General features: G+C 63.9%; 13 protein-coding genes. 6 read left to right on the top strand and 7 right to left on the bottom strand.

Annotated features, from left to right (window positions below; genetic code table 11):
* The first annotated feature begins 213 nt into the window (after positions 1–213).
* Both M1E12_RS02960 and M1E12_RS02955 read left to right on the top strand, forming a co-directional pair.
* The gene (locus tag M1E12_RS02960; RefSeq protein ID WP_479564809.1) at positions 214–1,527 is read left to right on the top strand and encodes an enoyl ACP reductase FabMG family protein; all 1,314 of its coding nucleotides are present in this window, start codon (positions 214–216) and stop codon (positions 1,525–1,527) included.
* 318 nt (positions 1,528–1,845) lie between these two features.
* The gene (locus M1E12_RS02955; RefSeq protein WP_479563682.1) at positions 1,846–3,009 is read left to right on the top strand and encodes an MFS transporter; all 1,164 of its coding nucleotides are present in this window, start codon (positions 1,846–1,848) and stop codon (positions 3,007–3,009) included.
* Between the two features lie 3 nt (positions 3,010–3,012).
* Here M1E12_RS02955 and M1E12_RS02950 read toward each other — a convergent pair whose 3' ends face one another.
* From M1E12_RS02950 to M1E12_RS02940, 3 genes are read right to left on the bottom strand one after another with little or no spacing between them, the layout of a single operon-like run.
* On the bottom strand, positions 3,013–3,429 hold the full coding sequence (locus M1E12_RS02950) for an Ivy family c-type lysozyme inhibitor (RefSeq protein WP_479563681.1): 417 nt from the start codon (positions 3,427–3,429) through the stop codon (positions 3,013–3,015).
* Positions 3,429–3,806 carry a helix-turn-helix domain-containing protein gene (locus M1E12_RS02945; RefSeq protein ID WP_479563680.1) on the bottom strand — a complete coding sequence of 126 codons (378 nt, stop codon included), beginning with the start codon at positions 3,804–3,806 and terminating at the stop codon, positions 3,429–3,431. The genes M1E12_RS02950 and M1E12_RS02945 overlap by 1 nt, the downstream gene beginning before the upstream one ends.
* Positions 3,807–3,815: 9 nt before the next feature.
* Positions 3,816–4,124 carry a type II toxin-antitoxin system HigB family toxin gene (locus M1E12_RS02940; protein ID WP_479563679.1) on the bottom strand — a complete coding sequence of 103 codons (309 nt, stop codon included), beginning with the start codon at positions 4,122–4,124 and terminating at the stop codon, positions 3,816–3,818.
* A gap of 103 nt (positions 4,125–4,227) precedes the next feature.
* Here M1E12_RS02940 and M1E12_RS02935 point away from each other — a divergent pair, with 103 nt between their 5' ends.
* Positions 4,228–4,494 (top strand): hypothetical protein, encoded by a 267-nt coding sequence (locus M1E12_RS02935; RefSeq protein ID WP_479563678.1) that lies wholly within the window; start codon positions 4,228–4,230, stop codon positions 4,492–4,494.
* Here the strand turns inward: M1E12_RS02935 and M1E12_RS02930 are convergent, their stop codons facing one another.
* Both M1E12_RS02930 and M1E12_RS02925 read right to left on the bottom strand, forming a co-directional pair.
* Positions 4,495–7,959, bottom strand: coding sequence for a chromosome segregation SMC family protein (locus M1E12_RS02930; protein ID WP_479563677.1), 3,465 nt, complete (start codon positions 7,957–7,959; stop codon positions 4,495–4,497). It abuts the gene before it with no gap.
* Positions 7,960–8,394: 435 nt separating this feature from the next.
* Positions 8,395–9,144, bottom strand: a complete 750-nt coding sequence (locus tag M1E12_RS02925) for a thioredoxin domain-containing protein (RefSeq protein ID WP_113458303.1) — start codon at positions 9,142–9,144, stop codon at positions 8,395–8,397.
* A gap of 401 nt (positions 9,145–9,545) precedes the next feature.
* On the opposite strand from M1E12_RS02925, the gene M1E12_RS02920 reads away from it, so the two are divergent.
* The 3 genes from M1E12_RS02920 to M1E12_RS02910 are packed head-to-tail and all read left to right on the top strand — an operon-like array spanning position 9,546 to position 15,659.
* Positions 9,546–10,895, top strand: coding sequence for a tetratricopeptide repeat protein (locus tag M1E12_RS02920; RefSeq protein WP_479563676.1), 1,350 nt, complete (start codon positions 9,546–9,548; stop codon positions 10,893–10,895).
* Between the two features lie 7 nt (positions 10,896–10,902).
* Positions 10,903–13,452 carry a FecR family protein gene (locus M1E12_RS02915; protein ID WP_479563675.1) on the top strand — a complete coding sequence of 850 codons (2,550 nt, stop codon included), beginning with the start codon at positions 10,903–10,905 and terminating at the stop codon, positions 13,450–13,452.
* An 8-nt stretch (positions 13,453–13,460) separates the two neighbouring features.
* On the top strand, positions 13,461–15,659 hold the full coding sequence (locus M1E12_RS02910; RefSeq protein ID WP_479563674.1) for a CHASE2 domain-containing protein: 2,199 nt from the start codon (positions 13,461–13,463) through the stop codon (positions 15,657–15,659).
* A gap of 5 nt (positions 15,660–15,664) precedes the next feature.
* Here M1E12_RS02910 and M1E12_RS02905 read toward each other — a convergent pair whose 3' ends face one another.
* Together M1E12_RS02905 and M1E12_RS02900 are read right to left on the bottom strand one after the other, a co-directional pair.
* On the bottom strand, positions 15,665–17,935 hold the full coding sequence (locus tag M1E12_RS02905) for a SulP family inorganic anion transporter (protein ID WP_479563673.1): 2,271 nt from the start codon (positions 17,933–17,935) through the stop codon (positions 15,665–15,667).
* Between the two features lie 14 nt (positions 17,936–17,949).
* Positions 17,950–20,220 carry a SulP family inorganic anion transporter gene (locus M1E12_RS02900; protein ID WP_479563672.1) on the bottom strand — a complete coding sequence of 757 codons (2,271 nt, stop codon included), beginning with the start codon at positions 20,218–20,220 and terminating at the stop codon, positions 17,950–17,952.
* Positions 20,221–20,320: the final 100 nt, after the last annotated feature.

The raw sequence follows: 20,320 nt of genomic DNA, 5'->3' as shown, positions 1-20,320 counted from the left end.
GTCAGAACGACCGGAATGCCGAGGCTGGAGGCTCTGCGCTTCGGGGCAGCCGCTTGGGCGTCGCCCGGCAAGGACCGATTGTTACAGCTCATCACGCATTGCGATAAACGGTCACTTAAAATGACCGGAGAAATCGCTTCGGGATGATGCACTGCGGCTCACACTTTGCTAGTGGGCATGCACGCCAATTGTAATTTGGAATCAAACATGACCCTGACCAGCCCGGTTTCCCTGACCGAGATCCCGCAGAACAACCTCTACAAAAAGGGCGACGTTTTCGTTCTCTTCGGTGAATTGTTCGGGCGCGGCTATGTCACGGGCCTGCTCGACCAGGCCAAGAAGGCCGGCATGGAGATCATCGGGATCACCGTTGGCCGCCGCGACGAGAACAACCGACTGCGTCCGCTGACGGAAGAAGAGCTTGCCCAGGCGGAAGCCAATCTCGGCGGCCGGATCATCAACATTCCCGCCATGGCCGGCTTCGATCTCGACGCTCCGGAAGGCGAAGCAACGCCCACCGACCTGCTCGCCTCGCTGACGCTCGAAAACTGGGAAACGGAAAAGCTCGACTGGGCGCATATCGAAAAGTGCCGTCAGGTGGGCGTATCCCGCTTCCAGAAGGCCGTGGCCGACATCATGGCCGAGCTCGAAGGCATGATCGCCGACGGCAAGAATGTGCATTTCGCCCATACCATGGCCGGCGGCATTCCGAAGGCCAAGGTCTTCCTCGTGATCGCCAACCGCATCTACAAGGGCCGTGGCGCACGCCACATGTCCTCGCAGGTGCTGCTCGACAGCGATCTGGGCAAGCTGATCCTGCAGAACTTCGACGAAGTCTCAGCCAACACCTTCCGCCACCTGATCGAAGGCAGCGCTGCCATCCGCGCCCGAATCGAGAAGAGCGGCGGCCAGGTGCGTTACTCGGCCTATGGCTATCACGGCACGGGCATTCTGATCGGCGACGAATATCGCTGGCAGACCTATACGAACTACACCCAGGGCTATGCCAAGATGAAGCTCGAGGCGATTGCCGAAGAGGCTTTTGCTTCGGGGATCAAGGCGACCGTGTTCAACTGCCCCGAGATCCGCACCAATTCGTCCGACGTCTTCGCCGGCATCGAGCTTCCGCTTCTGCCGCTCCTGAAGGCGCTGAAGAAGGAAACCCCCGGCGCCCGCGCCGAGAAGATCTGGGCCGATTGCGAAGCGCTCCTGGTCGAGGGTGCGACCGTCGACGACGTGCTGCAGAAGATCGCCGATTTCCAGGTGAGCGACGTGATGAAGCCGTTCTACGACTTCAACAACTGGCCGATGCCCAATAGCCAGGGCCAGTCTGATATCACCATCGGCACCTCCCAGGAGATCGCCCAGATGCACAAGGACGCCAAGGCGCTGATCTCGGATTATCTCAGCGTTCTCGTCGTCGAAGCGACCGGCGCGCTGATCTTCGGCGCGATGGCCAATCCGTCGACCCCGGTTCTGTGGCTGAACCACGACGTGGTTGCACGGCAGATCAACAAGGCTGGGTGAGCGCGAATAGCGAATAGGCAAAGCCAATAGAACGATGCCGGGAGCTTGCTTCCGGCATTTCTGTTTGGGCGGGCGCCCCCGACGGTCGTCATCCTCGGCCTTGTGCCGAGGATCTACTGCCGCTGCAGCTTGCTCGACGTTCATGGCCATTCCCTTGAGCCCCTCCCAATTCGTGACCACCCTCGGCAGATCCTCGGCACAAGGCCGAGGATGACGGTCTTTTCCGTAAGCGAACCGATCGGCGTCTGGCGTCACTGGACTTGGCCGCCGAATGCTGTCACGCCGTTGACGGGTCATCAGACAAATCGAGTCTCACCGATGCAGTTTCAGCCGCAGTACCGCGTCTATATCGCCTTCTTCCTGTTCGCCATGTCGACCGGATCTCTGTTTTCGCGCCTGCCGGACCTGCAGATGCAGCTTTCCGTCAACAAGGCGGAACTGGGCATGACGCTGATCGGCATGGCCATCGGTTCGCTGATCTCGCTCACCTTCTCGTCGCCGCTCATCGTGCGTCTCGGATCGCGGGTGACGCTTGCCATTACCCTGCTCGGCGTCATGCTGCTGCTCAGCCTGATCCCGCTCCTGCCCTCGGCGCCCTATGTTTTCGTCACCCTGTTTTCCATCGGGCTTCTCGCCGGCGCGCTGGAAATCTGCCTCAATGTCGAGATAGGACGGATCGAGGCGCAGGCGGGCTTCGGCATCATGAACCGGGCCCATGGCTGCTGGAGCCTGGGCTTCTTCGTCACCGCCGTGACCGCCTCGCTGGTGCGCCAGGCCGGCATCCCCATGCAGACGCATATGCATGTGCTTCTCGGCACGATGTTCGTCATTGGTGCGATCACGATCGCCGGCATGAAGAACGCACCCCATCTCGTTCAGGCGGGCAGCACCGACAAGCAACCGCATTTCGCCCTGCCGACGCTCTCGCTGCTGCCGCTTTGCATCATCGGCACATCGGCCTTCCTGATCGAAGGCGCCGGCATCGACTGGTCGACGATCTACATGGAAGAGGCCTTCGACGTCTCGCCCTTCATCTCCGGCTCCGGTCTCACGCTCTTTGCCTTCTTCATGGCGCTCGCGCGCCTCACCGTCGATCCGGTGGTCGATCGATACGGCGCGCGGCTGGTGGGCCGTGTGCTGCTGTCCGTCGCCGCCCTTGGCATCGCCATGGCCTGGCTTGCGCCGCACCCCTATCTGGCGCTTCTCGGCTTTGCATTGATGGGAGCCGGCTGCAGCGCCGTTTATCCAATGGCCGTCTCCGCGGCTGCCCAGCGCACCGATCGGCCCGCCGTCATCAATGTCGCGGCGATCGCGCAGATGGCCTTCGTCGTCTTCTTCCTCGGACCGCCGCTGCTCGGCTTCGTCGCCGAAGCCTTCGGCATCCGCAATGCCTATCTCGTCTGCCTGCCGCTGGTGCTCGGCTCGATCCTTGCCAGCGGTGCGCTCCCGGTCGGACCGGCACGGCGTGAGGCGGTCGCCTGATCCTCAACGGGTGAGGAAAGCCAGTTCCTCAGGCGTCGGATCACCGAAGATCTTGATGCCGAGTTTTGCGTCGGACACGTAAAGCAGTGCCCGCTTGCCATCCTCGGAATAAAGCACCCTTATCCAGCTCGATTCGCATGTGCGCGGCTCGCAGGCGCGGAAGAGCTGCATACGCTTGTCCTTGACCTTCACCTCTTCGGAGGCGAGAGCGACGTAGCGCGGCTGACGCACCAGGGCACGTACCCAGAAGGGCAGCCCGGGCTTTCCCTTGATCATCTCCATCAGACTGTCGCGATGGGCCGGAGACGTCGCCAGCACGCTCGGCAGGTAGTTGCCGGCGAGCGACGGAGACGCGGTCTGGGCGTGAACGGGGGCGGCGCTCAGAAAGAGCACGGTGAACAGCCAAATCAAACCGCTCATCAGGCCGCCAAATCGCCGATCAGCGCGCCCGCAGGAATTCCCCATGCACGGCTGATCTTTCTGATCTGATCGAGGTTGATCTCGCGGCGGCCATTCAGCAGATCAGCCGCCCGAGACTTCGATCCCAGCACGTCGACAAGATCGCTTCGCGAGAAATTCTTTGCGGCCATGACCGCCTTGATCACATCCACTGGCGTCGACTTCGGCAGCGGATAGATCCTATCCTCATACTCTTCGATCAGCAGAGCCAACGCATCGAAATGAGCTGCCTCAGGTGTGCCCTCGGCAGGCTCGTCCTCAAAATACGGGCGGATCGCTGCGAGTGCGGCATGATACTCCGCCTCATTCGCCAAAGTTCTCACTGCGCCGATGTCCATGATCGCTCCTTAAAGCTTCTTCACGTCGATCTTGTCGTATTCCTGATGCGTGCCTACGAACAGAATGAAGACACGCTTTGTCCTGAATCCCACGAGGGCTACGACCCTGTATTTATTGCCGCCGACATCGAACACGATCTTGCCGTCCGACACGTAGTCAGCCGAATTGAAGGTGGCCTTTACATCGGCGAAGTTATTCCACTGCGCGGTCTCTACAACCGTGTGCCACTCCAACAGCGCCGCACGGGCAGAAGCGCGGCTCGCTTTCGGCATTTTCTCGCAAAAAGCGATCCAGGTTGAACGAGCGATCACGCGCATCAGCACCTCTAACACGTTCCCATTTTGGGAACAAGGCGATCCATGCACTTGCACCCTCCTAAGATGAGGGCAGACTACCTCCACAACCCAGCTGGAGGAAGCCATGATTGATCGTTCGATTAAAGAGAAACCTGGCACTAAGACTCGGAGTGTCACCTTCTCGATCTGGTACGATGAACAAACCGAACATATTCACCTTGCAGCACCTGATACAGGCTGGTTTCACAGTACGATCAACAATCGAGAAAACAGTCTTCGTCGCCATCCGAATCTTTATATGAAGCTCGGCAGGCTGTTGCGTGAAGCAGGAGTCTTGGCGCCACCAGAGCAAACAAATGTGTGTCAGAGTTCGGCAGAAGACGATGGCTGATCACACCGCCTCCCTCTCGCGCAGCGCCTCCGCCGTCTGCAGGTCGACGGAAACGAGCTGGGATACACCTTGCTCGGCCATGGTGACGCCGAAGAGGCGGTTCATGCGGGCCATGGTGATGGGGTTGTGGGTGATGATGACGAAGCGGGTCTCGGTGGAGGCGGCCATTTCGTCCATCAGGTTGCAGTAGCGCTCGACATTGTGGTCGTCTAGCGGTGCGTCCACCTCGTCGAGCACGCAGATCGGTGCGGGGTTGGTGAGGAAGACCGCGAAGATCAGCGCCATGGCGGTCAGCGCCTGTTCGCCGCCCGAGAGCAGCGTCATGGTCTGCGGTTTCTTGCCCGGCGGGCGGGCGAGGATTTCGAGGCCGGCTTCGAGCGGGTCGTCGCTTTCGATCAGCTGCAGTTCGGCCGTGCCGCCATTGAAGAGGTGGGTGAAGAGGCGCTGGAACTGGGCGTTGACCACATCGAAGGCGGCGATCAGGCGTTCGCGGCCTTCGCGGTTGAGGCTCTGGATCGCGCCGCGCAGCTTGCGGATCGCATCGATGATGTCGTCGCGCTCCTTGATCATGGCGGCGAGCTTGTCGGACAGTTCCTTCTGCTCCTCCTCGGCGCGCAGGTTGACGGCGCCGAGGCGCTCGCGCTCCATCTTCAGCCGGTCGACATTGCGCTCGACTTCGCGGAGATCCCCGATCTGCGAGGGATCCTTCAGGCCCGTCAGCCGGAAGGCCTCATGCGGGGGGACGTTCAGGGCTTCGGCAATGCGGGCCTCGGCATCGACGCGCCATTCGCGGGCGGAGACGAGCCGCTCTTCGGCGCGGCCGCGCTTTTCCCGGCTTTCTGCAAGTTCGGCGAGCGCCGCTGCCGCTTTCTGGTCGGCCTCGCGCTGGCGGGTTTCGGCCTCGACCAGACGGTCCGCAGCCTCGCGGCGATCCTTCTCGGCCTTGTCGAGTGCCGTCATCAGGTTGCGGCGCTTGTCCTCGAATTCATCGGGCGCCATTTCGAGATCGGTGATCTCGTCGCGGGCTTCCGCCTCGCGCTCGCGCAGCGTCGCGATGTGCTCCTCGGCGGATTTCGCCCGGTTTTGCCAGTTCTGCTTTTCCTGGCGGATTGCGAGAATGCGGCGGCGGCGCATCTCGTCTTCGCGGGCGAGCCCCTCGAAGCGGGCGCGGGCCTCGGCGAGCAGGCCACGATCGCGGGCAACCAGACTTTCAGCCTCCCGCAGGCGGGCGTCGAGGGCGGAGAGGTCGGGCGTCTCCTCCATCTCGATGCGGGCGGTTTCCTCCTGCTCGACGATCTCCTCGATCTGGGCTTTCAAGCCGTTCACCGCTTCCTCGATCACCTCGCGGCGGCGGATGAGATCGCCCGAGGCGCGTTCGGCTTGGGCAAGGGCGTCGCGGGCTTCGGCCAGCGCGCGGACCGTCAGGCGGCTGCGGTCACGGGCATCGGTGAGGCGGGCCTCTTTGGTGCGGATGGCGTCTGCGGCTTCGGCCAGGCGATCTTCTGCCTCGACCATCTGGTCGCGGGCCTCCTCAGTTTCGCGCTCGATCTCGGCCAGGCGGTTCTTCTGGGCAAGGCGCAGCGCTGCGGCACTCGGAGCGTCGGCACCGGTGACATGGCCATCCCAGCGATAGACGGCACCGTTCAGGGTGACGAGGCGCTGGCCGGGGGCGAGATCGGCCATCAGGCGCAGCGCATCGGCCTCCTCGACGACGCCAATCTGGCGGAGCGCGCGGGTGAGCGCGGCAGGGGCGCGGACATGGGCGATGAGCGGCCTCGCGCCGGACGGCAGGGCCGGATCCCCTGCCCCGTCGCCATTGCCGTGCCAGTGGGCAGGCGCTTGCGGGTCGAGTGCGCTGTCGAGATCGTCGCCGAGGGCGGCACCGAGAGCGGTTTCATAACCACGATCAACCGAGAGCTCTTCGGCGACCGGCGGGAAGTCGCCTGTCGTGGTCGAGGCGAGGATGCGGGCGATGGTGCGGGCTTCGGTCTCCAGACCGTTGACGCGGGCACGCGCGGCCTCGAGCGGCTGGCGCAGATGGCTTTCCGTGCGGCGGGCCTCGGTCAGCGCGGCCTCGGCTTCCATGGCCGCACTTTCGGCATCGGCCACCGCCTGTTCGGCGATCTCGACCATTTCGCGTTTTTCGTCCGGATCGGGGAGAGCGGCGATGCGGTCGGAGATCTCGGAGACCTCGCGGGAGGCGTCGGAGACCTGACGCTCCAGCCTTGCACGGCGATCGGCGAGATCGCGGATGGCGCGTTCCAGCTGGTTGCGGCCGGCGGCCGCTTCGGCGCGCTCGGCGGTCAGGCGGGTGAAATCGCGTTCGCTGTCAGCGAGTGTGGCGGCGGCGGCATCGAAGGCTTCCTTGGCCTCTTCGCCGAAGCGTCCGGCATCGGCGAGGATTTCCTCGAGTTCCGCCTCTTCTTCGGCCAACCGCTGGATGACCTCGGCGTTTTCCGAGACCAGACGCTCCTCGCGGCGGATGTCCTCGTCGAGCTGGGCGAGACGGCGGGTAAGCTCGTCGCGGCGGCGCAGGATACGGCTGGCTTCTTCGTCGAGCTGCGAGCGGGCAATCTGCAGACGCTGGAGGGCTGCGGCGGCCTTCGCCTCTTCCTCACGCAGCTCCGGCATCTTCAGGCTCGCCACGGCCTGAAGCTTGGCCGCCTCCATCTGGTGGTTCGCCTTTTCGGCGACGATCGACATGGCCTGGTTGAGTGCGCTCTCCGCCTCGCCTTCCGCCTGCTTGGCCTGCGCCCAGCGGATGTGCAGGAGCATGGCCTCGTGCGCGCGGATATCGGCGGAGAGTTGCTTGAAGCGGTTGGCCTGGCGGGCCTGGCGCTTCAGGCTCTCGATCTGGCTTTCGAGCTGGGCGGTGATGTCTTCGAGGCGCTCCAGATTGGTTTCGGCGGCGCGCAGCCTGAGTTCCGCCTCGTGGCGGCGGGAATGCAGGCCGGAAATGCCGGCGGCCTCTTCCAGCAATTGCCGGCGGGCCTGGGGCTTTGCCTGGATCAGCTCGCCGATGCGGCCCTGACCGACCATGGAAGGCGAGCGGGCACCGGTCGATGCATCGGCGAAGAGAAGCTGTACATCCTTGGCGCGGGCTTCCTTGCCGTTGATGCGATAGACCGATCCATTTCCGCGCTCGATGCGGCGCGTCACCTGGATCTCGTCGGCATCGTTGAAGGCGGCAGGTGCCGTGCGGTCGGAATTGTCGAGATAGAGGCCGACTTCCGCCGAGTTGCGGGCGGGCCTGTTGCCGGAGCCGGAGAAGATGACGTCGTCCATGCCGGACGCGCGCATGTTCTTATAGGAGTTCTCGCCCATGACCCAGCGCAGGGCCTCGACCAGGTTCGACTTGCCGCAGCCATTCGGCCCGACAATGCCGGTCAGGCCGCGCTCGATGACGAATTCGGAGGGTTCGACGAAAGACTTGAAGCCGACGAGGCGGAGGCGGTTGAATTTCATGGCTCTACCCTCCCCTTCAGGGGGAGGGTCGGACCGCAGGTCCGGGGTGGGGTGATGACGCCAACGTTACGCGAGAGCGCCCCCCTCTGCCCTGCCGGGCATCTCCCCCACGAGGGGGGAGAGCGGTGCGCGGTTATCGTTGCGATCGCCATTGGCGTCGAGTTCGGGGCAGATGGTGCGTTCGGTGAAAATCGGTCCCCGAAGCGAGAGTCCTGCGGGTTTCCGATCTCCCCCCTTGAGGGGGAGATGTCCGGCAGGACAGAGGGGGGTAGCGACTGGCTGACGCTGAAAGGATTGCCCCTCATCCGGCTGCCGCCACCTTCTCCCCGCAGGCGGGGAGAAGTGCGATCAACGCCGCCCTCACCCATCCGAACACCGGACAAACGAACGGGCGCACGGGTTTCCCCGGCGCCCGTCGTCAGAACGGAACGTCGATCAGAGAAGGCTGTCGATGAGGGCCGACATGGTGTCAACCGACATGTCCCCCGAATAGGCCTTGCCATTGATCAGGAAGGTCGGCGTCGACTGGACACCGAACTCCTGGGCGCCGCGATCGCGGACTGCCGACACATCACCGGCAAGCTGGGCGTTCGTCAAGCAGGCGTCGAAGGTCTCCTGTGTAAAACCACCGAGCTTGGAGAGCTGCAGCATGGCGTTGCGCACGTCACCATCGGACGGAGCCGCCCAGGTGCGCTGCTGCTTCAGGAACATCGAGACGAAGGGGAAGAACTTGTCTTCGGTCGTGCAGCGCGCCAGCATGAAGGCTGCGAGCGATGCGGTGTCCTGCGGGAACGGGAATTCGCGCAGAACGAAATAGACCTTGCCGGTGTCGACATACTTGGTCTTGATCGCCTCGAAGGTGTTTTCATGGAAATGGGCGCAGTGCGGGCAGGTCATCGACATGTATTCGATCACCTTGACCGGCGCGTTCGGGTCGCCCAGCGCCATTTCCTTGAGCGGGCCAGGCTTCAGGGCCGCTTCCATGTCGACATCGCGATCAGCGGTCGGGATTTCGACGGCCGGCGTGGTCGAGGCTGTGGTCTCGTTGCTGACGGCCGGATTGGCTTCAGCGCTCGCCGCCTTGTCCTCGGCATCGCTGCAGGCGGTGAGAGCCATGGAGACGGCGGCGATGGCGATGCCGCCGAGGAGCCGGCGCTTGGTGATCGAGAGTTCGGAAGTCGACATGGGTCAGTTACCTGCTTGCAAGGGTCTTGGATGGGTCCACCGTTATAACGGCAAAGAGCGGCAAACAAGGCAGGCACCCCCTCGAAAAATCAAAGTTCTGTGACCTTTTCCCGCCTCCCCCGCGCGATTTCAGACCGAGAACGAGGGGGAGATCGCAGCACTGGCAGTGACGACCGGGACTCGTTGCCGAGCGCACGGCTTGATCTGTGCAGGCCCGTGGACGGTAAAAGCCGAGCGAACCGAAGTCGGGGAAAAACCCAAACTTGGCCGGTGATGTCCGGTTTCTCCGCTTCAAACAAAAGCTTAACCTGCTTTAAAGACTTTCATCCTTTTCTGGTCCGAGTAGTTTTCAGATGCCCTTGCCAAAGAGCCCGGGAGTATTCCCTTCCGCTGCACATCCATTGAGCCTGGCATTTCTGGCGCTCGGCTTGACCTTCTCCACCGTTCCAGCCGCGGCGCAACAGTCGCAGAATGTCGCGCCGCGCACGGGAGCCGCATCGCTTGACGAGATCGAAGCCAAGCGGAAGGCGCTGTTCGACCGTATGATGGCCGCCCCTGACGATCTCGACACGGCCTTCGAATATGCAGCGCTCTCCTCGCAGGCGGGCGATCTGGAAGGGGCAATCTCGACGCTGGAGCGCATGCTGATCTACGCCCCCGGCCTTCCGCGGCTGCAGCTGGAACTCGGCGTGCTCTACTATCGCCTCGGTGCCTATGAAACGGCGCGGCAGTATTTCGACGGAGCCAAGGCGGCCGGTGACGTTCCGCCGGAGGTTCTCGCGAAGGTCGATCAATATCTCGCCGCCATCGATCAGCGCGGGGCGCCCTCGCAGCTGTCGGGCATGGTGCGGACCGGGATCCGCTATCAGAGCAACGCGAACGCGGGCCCGAGCAATTCGACCGTCACGCTGAACGGCTTGTCCTACACACTCGACGATCTCAGTGTCGCCGGCGACGACTTGAACGCCTTCATCAACGGCGCCGTCCGCTATCGTCACGACACCGATCTGCAGGGAATTGCGCTGGAGGCCGGGATTTCGGGCTATGGTGCCGGTTATCGCGATCGGGACACGCTGAACACGGCCGCCGTCGAGGCCTCTGCAGGGCCCGTCTTCGACCTCGGCCGCTTCGGCCTCGACGATCGGTCGCTCTCCGTGATGCTGCTGACCAGCGGCGTGCTGATCGAGGGCGACCGCTATCTGGCCTCGGCCGGCGTCTCCACCAATTTCGACTGGCAGGTGACCCCGGTCGACAGTCTCTCGGCCAGCCTGCAATACCGCTACGAGGACTATTCCAACACCAAATCGCGCCAGACCGCGGAGCTTCAGAGCGGCAACCGGTACGACGGGCAGCTCTCCTGGTCGCACAATGTCAGCGAGGATTTGGGCCTGACCGGCCGCCTGCTGGCGACCCGGCGCGATGCCGAGACGGGCTATCTCTCCTCCACCGAACTGGGGGCTGCGCTTTCGGGCACCTATCGCTACGCAGCGCTGATCGGAGACGGACCGGCCTGGATCATCGGGCTGGAAGCCGCCGTGGCCGGTCGCCGCTACGACGATGCGGATGCCATGATCAACGCCAGCGAAAGCCAGCGTGACCGGGAATTCAGCCTGAACCTGCGTCAGATCACGCCGTTCAACGAGCGGGTGGCGCTCGTGGCCGAGGCCGGCTACCGCAAGGTCTGGTCGAACTACGACATCAAGGCTTTCGACAACATCTCGATGTCGATCGGCATCCAGGCCGCTTTCTAGGAGCACAATGATGAAGACGAACAGCCGTCACGCCCTGCTCTGCGCTTCCGCTGCGCTGCTCCTGCTGACATCCGCTCCAGCGCAGGCCGACAGGAACATTGCCGGGGTGACTGCTGCGGTCAATCCGGATGCGCGGTCCTTCGACGCGGGTGGCAAACCGAAGCTGATCTCGCTCGGGGACCCGGTAATCCGCAACCACCGGATCGAGACCAGCGGCCAGGGGCTGGTGCAGATCCTGCTCGCCGACGGCACGTCCTTCACCGTTGGCCCCAATTCCTCCGTGGTGATCGACAGCTTCGTCTACGATCCCGAGAAGAACACGGCCTCGCTCGCGGCCACCATGACCAAGGGCGCGCTGCGCTTCATCGGCGGCAAGGCCTCCAAGGCAAGCGGCGACGTGAAGATCGATACGCCGATCGGCACCGCCGGCATTCGTGGCGCCGTGGTCGACATCAACCTGAACGGCCAGACGCCGGATGGCCAGCCTTTGCCGCCGCATATGACGCTGGTCTATGGCAAGGAAGTCCAGCTCACCGGAAACGGCGCGCCGCAGCGGCTGTTCAAGCAGGGCTTTTCCATCGTTGCCGGCGACGGCCAGCCGCGCATCCAGCGCACGCCGCCGCAATGGGTGAGCGGGCTGCAGCAATTCCTTGCGGGCCGGCCCGGACAGAGTGGTGGCGCCAGCAATACGCCCACCGACCAGACAGTAGCCAGCAGCGCCGTCAGCCAGACGAATTCGGCACAGCTCCCGTCCGAAAACGCCATCCCCGTGCCGCAACCGCGTCCGATCGTGACCACGCCGGTGGAAGAGGTGGCGGGTGAGTCTCAGCGGGATGTGGGCACGCGGCCGGAGGTGCCGGATGACGGCGGCGACGGCGATGGTGATGACGACGAAATCGCAGTGTCCGTGCTCTCGCCCAAGGCGTCTGGCGACGAGGGCGAGATGCCCGAGGTTCCCGATTTTGGCGGTTCCGACGGCGTCAGACTGGACCAGTCGACTGGGACGCTCACTCGCAATGCCGACGGCACCTTGAGCGGGACCGACGCGGCCGGCAATGCCTTCACGCTGCCGGCTCTTGCGGCAACCAATGTCTTCACCGAGCAGTCGGTCACCGCAGAGGTCAATGGCGTCGCCGTGAGCGGCACGGCTTATACCGGTTCGGGCGGCTTCTTCACCTATATGCTGGCAGCGGAGGATGACGACCCGGAAGCCTTTTATGTGATCGGCGGGACGCCTGCGGATGCACGCGACACGCTGTCGTCCGGTGAGATCCTGTCCTATGCGCTGGAGCCGGATCTGCTCGCCGCACTCGTCAACAGCGGAGGGCAGACAATTCCCTTCACCGGAAGCTTCAATGGCGAAGCGAGCGCGGCGGCCGTTGCGAGCGACTTGCTGATCGGCGGGGTGAGCGACACGACCGGTGGCGTGGCCGGCCGTGCACTTCAGGCATCTCTGGTCATCAGCGGCTCAGGAAGCAGCCAGTCCAGCGCGATCAATGTCTTCACTGGCAGTGTGAAATCCCTGACCGGCGGCGGATATGGTCTCGTGGCATCGACCGCCGGATCAAGCCGCACCGACGCCCTCTACTCCTCGACCCATAATCAGGGCATCGGCGGCAGCATTGGATCGACGGCGGGCGAGGATCACTTTCTAGGCGCTGACGGCGAGTATCTCGTGATCGGGTCCGGTTCGATCGAGACCATGGACTTCAGCTATGAGGCGCCCGAATTCGATGGCTATGAACAGGTTCACGTCGCCAAACGCGATGACAGCGTTTCATTGAGCAAAACGACTTCGCTGAGCGGACAGGAGGCGACGGGATTCATTTCGGGGGTCTACACTCAATACGGATCTGACGTCCTGATGACCGGCCGTGCTGTCGTCACCGCAGACGCCGCATCCGCCTCCTTCGAAGGTCGTTTCACCTCGATGGGCGGTGACGAATATGCGGATTTCTACACCGAGGACGCCAATTCCACCTATCTCTCGGACCAATTGATGGCGGCTACGAACTCAGACCAAGGGTCTTACATGGTCTCGTCCGAAGTGGCGCCGTCAAACCTGTTCGGCGGCAGCCAACCCAACCAGATCTGCAATGCCTGTGAGTTCATGACCTGGGGCTGGTGGGGCCGCAACAGCGTCGGCGAGGTTCTTTACGAAGTTCATCTCGGCAACTGGATCATCGGCAATCAGCCGGAAAACAGCGCCGTTCCGACCTCAGGCACTGCGACCTATACCGGCAATGCTGTCGGAACGGTCGTGAATGCCGGCGCGCAATACATCGCCACAGGCACGATGAGTTCGACGATGAATTTCGGGACGCGGACCGGGACAGTTTCCGTTTCCAACTACGACAGCAAGAGCTTCAGCGCCGGCGTGAACTTCGGCAGCAATACGCCTACCTTCAGCGGGAGCGTCACGAGCGGCGTGGCCTCCGGCACCGTCACCGGCGCCTTTGCCTCCAACGGCACCGACCCGGTCAAGGGCATCATGGGGAACTTCAGTGCCGTCGATGGCACCTGGTCCTCGTCCGGCATCTTCGCCGGCAGCCGTTAAGCCGCGCGATGGCCGCAGCCCACACCCCTCGGCGCCGACTGTCGTCCTCGCAACGACGCAAGCTCGGCGTCTCGCTGATTGGAGCGGCTGCACTTTTTGCCATTCTCACAGCCCATGCCGCTTTCGCCCCCCAGGCCTTCCGGCTGACGGCGCTGGTGTTTGACACCTATCAGACGCTGAAGCCGCGCGAGGCGACCGATCCGCCGGTCGCCGTCATCGATATTGACGAGACCTCGATCGGACAGCTCGGGCAGTGGCCGTGGTCGCGCCGCACGGTGGCGGAGATCGTGGAGCGGGCAAGCGGGCTCGGGGCTGCCGCCATCGGCTTCGACATCGTGTTTTCCGAGCCGGACAGGACAGCGCCTGGCCGTCTGGTCGAGGAGATGCGCGCCCAAGGGATTTCGATCGAGGTGGGATCTGGCCTGCCGGATCCGGATGCGCGGCTGGCGGAGGCCGTTGCCTCGAATGCTGTGGCGCTTGGAATTGCGCTCACCAACGAGAGTTCTTCGCCGGCACCGGAGCCGAAGGCGGGCTTTTCCTTCGTCGGACCGGATCCGCGCGCACGCCTCGTCCCCTATTCCGGCGCATTGTCGAACCTGCCCGATCTGACGAAGCGGGCAACGGCTCTCGGCTATTTCTCCTTCCCGCCGACGGCCGACAACATCATTCGCACCTTCCCGCTCATCGCGAAAAGCGGTGACCAGCTCTATCCGGCGCTTTCGATCGAGACGCTCAGGATCGCGCAGCAGGCCGGGTCCTTTGTCCTGCGCTCTGCCGGAACGGCGGAGGGTTCGGCGATGACGGATCTGAGGGTCGGCGCGCTCGACATTCCCCTCTCCGCCGATGGCGAGATCTGGATCTATTATTCGGGCCTGCCGCACATGCCCGTCATTTCCGCAGCCGACTTCTTCAATCCCGCCAAGGCGGCGAGGCTGATGGCGCAGATCCAGGGGCGCATTCTCCTGGTCGGAACGAGTGCCGTGGGTCTGCGCGATATCGTGGCGACACCGGTCGATCGCGCGATGGCGGGCGTGAAGGTGCATGCCGAGATCATCGATCAGATCGCGAGCGGGGTATTCCTGCAGCGGCCGGACTGGATCGTGGGCGCAGAGCGGGCAGCCGCCGTTGTCGCCGGACTTGTGTTGCTTGCTGTGTTGGCGACCGCCACCCCGGCCTTGTCCGTTCTGGTTGCCCTGGTGCTCTCAGCTCTGATCACCGGTGGCTCGTGGTTTGCCTTTTCCCGCGCTCTGACGCTGTTTGATCCGCTGCTGCCGCTCACGAGCCTCGCGGCAGTGCTTCTGACCGCCCTGCCCCTGCTTCTGATGCTCACTCACCGCGAGAAGCGGTTCGTGCGCGAGAGCTTTGGACGCTATCTGTCGCCGACGCTTGTCGAGCGGCTTTCGGAAAACCCGGAAGGTTTGACGCTCGGCGGCGAGGACCGGGAACTGACCGTGCTCTTTTCCGACATCCGCGGCTTCACCACGCTCTCCGAGCGGTTGTCGCCGACCGAGCTCACCGGCCTGCTCAACAACTTCCTGACGCCCATGACGGACGTGCTTCTCAAGCGCGAGGCGACGATCGACAAATATATCGGCGACGCCATCATGGCCTTCTGGAACGCGCCGCTCGACATTGCCGACCATCCGCAAAAAGCGTGTCTCGCCGCGCTCGACATGGTCTCCGGGCTGGAGCGGCTCAACCGCGACAGCGGCCTGAACCTCAAGATCGGCATCGGGCTCAACACCGGCATGGCCTGTGTGGGCAATCTCGGATCCGACCAGCGCTTCAGCTATTCCTGCCTCGGCGACAGCGTCAACCTCGCCTCGCGTGTCGAGGGCATGACCAAGCTCTATGAGGTCTCGGTCCTGGTGACAGAGGATGTGCGGGCAAGAACCAGCGGCCTCGTCTTCGCAGAGGTCGACCGCGTGCGTGTCGTGGGACGAAATGCCCCGGTGACGCTTCATGCGCTGATCGGAGAGGAGGGAAAGATCGTAGCCGATGCAGATCTGCTGTCCGCCCATGCCATGTTTATCTCAGCCTGGCAGGAAGGCGACTTTTCCTCTGCACGCCTCTACCTGGACGGCCTGCTCAAACGGTCGCCGAACCCGCTCTCCGGCACCCACGCGCTCTACCGCGACAGGCTGGCGGAACTGCCGGAAACGGCACCGTCCGGCTGGGACGGGGTCTTCACCGCAAGCAGCAAGTAAGCTGATCATTCATGCAGGGCCTTGACCTCGCGGTTGGCGATGGTCAGGCGTTCCGCCAGCGTGGTGGCGCAGAGGCGGTGGACGAGGAGCGCAAGCTCCGGATCGGCCTGTTCGAGATAGCGGAGCTGGCGGCGGGCGAGCCGGTAGATGATCGAGGGTTCTTCCGCCACGACATCGGCCGTGCGGGGACCACCGCGATAGATGGCAATTTCGCCGAGCACCACACCGGGCTTCACGGTGCGCAAGCGCAGGCGCTTGCCGTTGGCGAGCACGGCTTCCACCTTGGCGCGACCGGCCCAGAGCAGGAAGAGATCCTCCCCCGGTTCGCCCGCCCGGATGAAGCGGTCGCCGGGCTGCAAACGGATTTCCTCCATCGAAGCGACGAGATCCTGCAGGCGGGCGCTGGGGCCGATGGTCTGGGCCAGATAATCCTCGACCCGCCGCCAGCTCTCGCCGCTGCCGGCATCGCTTAGGAGTCGCTGCTCGCAATATTCGATGGCGTGATCGAGATCGGGCTCGAAGCGTGTTGCAGCATCGCCGAGCCCATCCAGACCGTTGCGCCTGAGCGTCATCCGCTTGTCCGATGACAGGCCACTGAGCAGGAGTTCGACGCCGGCTGCAGCCAGCAGATTGCGGATCTTGACGAAGGCTGCCGCTGCGGCAGCGTCGAGGCCACTGACGCGGCGGAAGTCGATGATGACGAAGCGCAGCTTCGTGCGTTCCGGATGCTGCAGGCGGTTGCGCACCGCTGCGACCACCTGTTCGGCCGTACCGAAAAACAGAAACTCCTGCAGCTCGAGCACCTGAACCTGATCGCCTCTGCCTTCGAGGTGACTGGTTTCGACCAGTGGTCGGTCAACGCTGCTGCGGCGGGCGATCAAGGAGGTGTCACTGCGAACGACCGAGAGGCGCGCATAGTTGTAGACGAAGGAGATGATGGCGAGTGCGAGGCCGATCGCCATGCCGGTCAGAAAGCCGAGGACGAGCATGGCGAAGGGGATGGCCAGCACCACGAGCCATTCGTTGCGCGGCAGTTGATGGCGGGCGCTCCACAGCCATTCCTCCGCCATGTCATAGCCGAGCGTGATCATCAGGCCGGCGGCGACGAAGGTCGGCATCGCGCCTGCCAGCTGCCCGGCAAACGGCAACATCAGGACCAGGACCAAAGTGGTTGCAAGACCCGGCAGGCGGCTTGCGCCACCCATGCGGGTTGCAAGCAAGGTCATGCTCATGCTGCTGAAGCCGGGTGCGCCGCCGAAACCACCGGCAAGGAGATTGGCGAGGCCGGTCGTGCGAAGCTCGGAATCTGCGTCGATCTCGCGACGGGTGGCGACCTCCTGGCCGCTGGTGTTCAACAACAGCCCCACCATGCTGAGCAGCACGACGGAGGCGATGGCGGGCGCCGCATCGGCCACGGCCCACCAGTCGGCATGCGTCAGGACTGCGACCGGAGACGGCAGTTCAAGGCCCGCCTCGACCGGCAGGGCGGGAAGCCAGTGAAAGCTGCGGGCAGCCTCGGCATCCACGCCGAGCGCGGCAAGCATTGCGTAAAACAGAAGCGCGGCTGCAAGCATGATGCCGGGTGCAACGAGCGGGCTCTTCGATCGACGCAACGAGAAGTTCAGGATGAAGGCGAAGATCAGCGCGATGTGGAGATTGGCGAGCGCCTGGCGCCCCTCCGCGGCCATCAAGAGATCCGACAGCGCATGGTCCGCGAGCAGCATCTTCACCGCCCCCTGGATCATCAGGCAGCCGGATCCGGCGAGAAAGCCGGCGATGACCGAGAAGGGCATGAAGCGGACGAGCTTGCCGAAGCCGAAGGCACCGGAGACGAGGAATACGAGGCCGGTCGCCGCGGCACTCGTTCCGAGAATGGCAAAGGCCGTCATGATGCGGACCTCATCGGGCGCATCCATGAGTGCCGGCGAGGCCAGCGCTGCGGCTATTGCGGCCGCGAGGATCGCGACGTTGGGCTTGCGCACCTGGCCAATGCTTGCGGGGTAACGGCTGCCGAGCGTGATCACCAGGGTGAGCGCGATGCTCGACATCAGGATGGCCCCGACCCCCATACCGAAACCGGCCGAGACGGAGCCTGTAAAGATGAGGGCGGCGAAGGCGATGCTGGTGCCAAGACCATCGATGCCGGCAATCACAGCGAAGAGCAGCGGCGCCAGCAGCGCAGTCAAAGTTGCGGGGCGAAGAGGCGACGCGCTGGTGGACGGGCTGCCGCGCAAGACGTTCGGTTTCGGCGGAAGAGAGGTATCCTGGAGGGTCACAGCGCTTCCCGACCTCACTCGTGCAAGGACTGGACCACGCGATTGGCGATGGTCAGCCGTTCAGCCAGCGTGGTGGCGCAGAGACGGTGAACGAGGAGCGCAAGCTCCGGATCGGCCTGCTCGAGATAACGCAGTTGGCGGCGCGCCAGGCGATAGACTGTCGAGGGCACTTCGGCGACGACATCCGCCGTGCGCGGTCCGCCCCGGTAGATGGCGATCTCGCCCAAAACGACGCCGGGCTTCACGGTTCTGAGACGCAGGCGCTTTCCATTGGCGAGCACGGCTTCCACCTTGGCGCGACCGGTCCACAGGAGGAACAGATCTTCTCCGGGTTCGCCGGCCCGGATGAAACGGTCGCCCGGCTGCAGACGGATCTCCTCCATCGAAGCCACGAGATCCTTCAACCGCGCGCTGGGGCCGATCGTCTGGGCGAAATAATCCTCGATGTCCTGCCAGGTCTCTTCACGGCTGATCGCGGCGATCAGCTTTTCTTCGCAACGCTCCAGGGCGTGGTCGAGATCGCGTTCTCTGGCGACTGAAGGATCAGACGAAAAATCGATGCCGTTTCGGGTCAGAGCCTGCTCGATCTCGGGCGACAGACTGCTGAAGACGAGTTCGACCTCGCTGCCGACCAGTAGGTTGCGGATCTTGACGAAGGTGGCGGCCGCGGCGGCATCCATACCGCTGACGCGACGGAAGTCCAGGATCACGAAGCGCAGCGAAAGACGGCTGCGATCCAGGAGACGGCGACGAATGGCCTCGATAATCTGTTCCGCCGTGCCGAAGAAGAGAAACTCCTGCAGCTCCAGCACCTGGACCTGTTCGCCTTCGAGTTCGATGAGGCTGTTTTCGGCCGGCGGGCGGTCGATGCTGCTCTTGCGCTCGCGCAGGGTGGCATTGATGCGGATGACCGAAAGACGGGCGTAATTGTAGACGAAGGTGGCGATGGAAAGCGCGAGGCCAAGCGCCATGCCCCCCATGAAGCCGAAGGCCGCCATGCCGAGCGGAATGGCGAGCACCGCAAGCCACTCGATGCGGGGAAGCTGCGTGCGGGTGCGCCAAAGCCAATCGTGGATCAACTCCACACCGAGTGCGATCATCAGACCCGCCGCGACGAAGGTCGGCATGGCACCGGCGAGTTCTCCGGCAAAGGGCAGCATCAGTGCCAGCATGACGGCGGTGGCGATGCCGACCGAACGGGCCTTTGCGCCCATACGGTTGGCGAGCAGGGTCATCGACAGCCCGGTGAAGCCCGGCGCTCCGCCGAAGCCGCCGGCGACGATGTTGGCGATGCCGGTGGTGCGCAGTTCCGCATCGGCATCGATCTCCTGACGCGTCGCGACCTCGAGCCCGCTGGTGTTGAGGAGGAGCCCGACCATGCCGAGCAGCGCCACGGAAACGATCGCCGGCAGCCCCTGGAGCACCACGCCCCAATCCGCCGACGTGACGATCTCGATCGGTTGCGGCAAGGCAAATCCGCCGTCAGCCGGCAGAGCAGGCAGCCATTGCAGGGCTCGTGCCTGCTCGGTTTCGACGCCGATGACCGCAAGCATGGCATAGAAGGCGAGCCCGCCGCCCAGGAGGACAAGCGGCATGGTGAGCGGGCTTGTCGACCGGCGCAGGGCAAAGACCATGACGATGGCAAAGACAACCGCCACATAGAGATTGGCGACCGCCTGCTGGCCTTCGGGGCGGACCAGGAGATCGACGAAACCGCGCTCGCCAATGATCATCATGACGGCGCCCTGGATGAGCAGCCAGCCGGAGCCCGCGAGGAAACCGGCCACCACCGGATAGGGCATGAAGCGGACCAGACGGCCGAACCGGAAGAGGCCGAACAGCCAGAAGACCACCCCGGTCAGCACGGCACTGGTGCCGAGCATGGCGAAGGCGGTGGCAACCTTTATTTCACCGGGTGCGAATTCCAGCTGCACGGTGGCTGCCGCAATTGCCGTGGCGAGGATGGCGATGCTTGCTTCCTGCACCTGACCGATGCTGGAGGGATAGCGGCTGCGCAGCGCGATCCACAAGGCGATGATGATGCTGGAGAGCAGGATGGCCCCGACGCCCATGCTAAAACCTGCGGCCAGCGGACCGGCGAAGATCAGTGCCGCAAAGGCGATGCTGGTGCCGAGGCCGTCAATGCCGGCGATGATCGCAAACAAGACCGGCGCGACATAGGGTGCTGCGGCGCGGGGGACCGGGTATCGCCATTTTCGCGGGTTTGCGGTGTTCCCGGTCGCGACCTGTCGATCCGGAGCTGGCGCTGGATTGTGGATGTTCACGGCTTTTCCTGCTGCTCAACAGGCCTGCGATCAGCAAAGGCCCCCGCATGACTGGTAGCCGCGGCATCGAGGAGGAGCAACGCGAGGCCCAAGATTGGCC

Source organism: Rhizobium sp. K33, from assembly GCF_056501445.1.
Note: the sequence above shows the minus strand (reverse complement) of the source record. Positions and strands in the feature narration are given on the sequence as shown.